Raw genomic sequence first — 1683 nt, 5'->3', positions numbered from 1 at the left:
ATACCGAAACAAAAAGAATGCCTCAGGCTATATCCAAAGCTATAAAATTTATGAATGTGAGGACTGTTCCGGATGTCCCTTGAAAGCCCGATGCACAAAAGCCAAAGGCAACCGGCAGGTCCATTTAAATATGGTCTATGAAGAAATGAAGGCAAAGGCCAAGACAGCCCTTGAATGTGAAAAGAACGCAGAAATCTACTCCCGACGAAAAGTCGAAGTAGAAAGTGTGTTCGGTCACATCAAGGGCAATCGGTCGTTCCGCCGGTTCTCTCTGCGTGGCCTCGAAAAGGTCCACGTGGAATTCGGACTGGTGGCCTTGGCCCATAACTTCCTGAAAGTGGCGGGCATCCGCCAGCTGCTTTTAGGAAAAAAGCCCACAAATGCAAAATCAGGAGGAGAAAAACGATTCGGTTTTCTCCTCCTGATTTATTTTAGGGGCTATTTAGACAGCCCCCTTTTCATGTTAACTTTGAAGGCGCATAACAGCATGATTTGGCAATCAATTCCAATGACTGTCTTCATTTTGAAGGAAATTTACGGTTTTTTGTATAAAAAGCACTTTTTATCAAAAAATAAGAAGTGTTTTTATTGTTTTTAAGTATATAATTCTGCCTTTCTGTTCACAATGATGGCAGAGGTGATGAAAATGAGAGAGGAAGAAAAGAAGCGATCTTCTCTACAAAAATTTTTTAAAAAGCGGTGGGTGTTTCCAGCCATTTATCTTGCCAGTGCTGCATTGCTCATTTCGATGATTTTTTGGTATCAGGCATCCGGGGATAACACGGCAGACGATTCCAACTTGACGGAAGATAGCCAAGAGTTGACCGGCATGGACAATAATGATGCCGCCATTGAGGTAAACCAGTCATTTGAAAATATCTCAGTTCCAGTTAAGAACGAAGAAGAAGTGGACTATATTACACAATTCTATGACGCCAATGCATCCATAGAAGAGCAGGAAGCTGCACTCATTGTAGATGGGAACACATACCGCCCGAATACGGGTATTGATATTGCCATGAGGGACGGCTCCGAATTTGAAGTATTAGCATCTCTCAGCGGGAAAGTATCTGCTGTACGCAATGATTCTTTGCTAGGAAATGTCATTGAAGTGGAGCACGAAAATGGCGTAAAAACCATTTACCAATCCATCAAGGATATTCAGGTGAAATCCGGTGACACAGTCAAGCAGGGACAAGTTCTTGCTACATCAGGGACAAGCCAGCTGAATAAAGAAGCGAAAAATCACGTGCATTTTGAAATTCGAAAAGACAATACGGCACTCAACCCGCTGGACTTTTTCGGACAGCCGTTTACCGCTTTGGAAAATGTGAAAGAGGAAGCAGCTGAAACGGAGCAGGAAGAACCAGCCAATGAAATGGAGCAGGATCCTGCAGCTGGAGAATCCGAACCGCAAGAAACTGGTGCAGAAGATGACGCTCCATCCCAAGGGACTGATACTGAAGAATCACAATCCCGTGAGAATGAAGCTGAAGATACTCAGGCACCACAACTAACCGATGAATAATTTAAGCAAGACAGGCATAAGCCTGTCTTTCAGGCTGTCGAGAAACCCTCGACAGCCTTTTTAATTATTTATAATATTTGTTCTTTCACCGTTTTAATTTGTTAAAATAAAAATAACAAAATATGGCGGTGATAAAGTTGCTCCATACAAAATCA

At 42.5% G+C, this 1683-nt stretch carries 2 protein-coding genes; both read left to right on the top strand.

All coding sequences use genetic code 11. The features are described 5' to 3' along the window. Positions 1-598, top strand: a 598-nt coding sequence (locus tag ACFSCZ_RS17910) for a transposase (protein WP_380775915.1), incomplete at its 5' end; no start/stop codon positions are given. Between the two features lie 48 nt (positions 599-646). Then, the gene (locus ACFSCZ_RS17905) at positions 647-1528 is read left to right on the top strand and encodes a peptidoglycan DD-metalloendopeptidase family protein (protein WP_380775912.1); all 882 of its coding nucleotides are present in this window, start codon (positions 647-649) and stop codon (positions 1526-1528) included. Positions 1529-1683 lie beyond the last annotated feature (155 nt).

The sequence above is a fragment of the Siminovitchia sediminis genome (assembly GCF_042680885.1).
In the GTDB taxonomy this organism is placed as follows: Bacteria; Bacillota; Bacilli; order Bacillales; family Bacillaceae_C; genus Siminovitchia; species Siminovitchia sediminis.
This window is presented reverse-complemented; position numbering and strand designations above follow the sequence as displayed.

Bases quoted from the DNA above. Each gene is read 5' to 3' on its own strand.
- ACFSCZ_RS17905 (WP_380775912.1), top strand. From the start codon at position 647: ATGAGAGAGGAAGAAAAGAAGCGATCTTCTCTACAAAAATTTTTTAAA.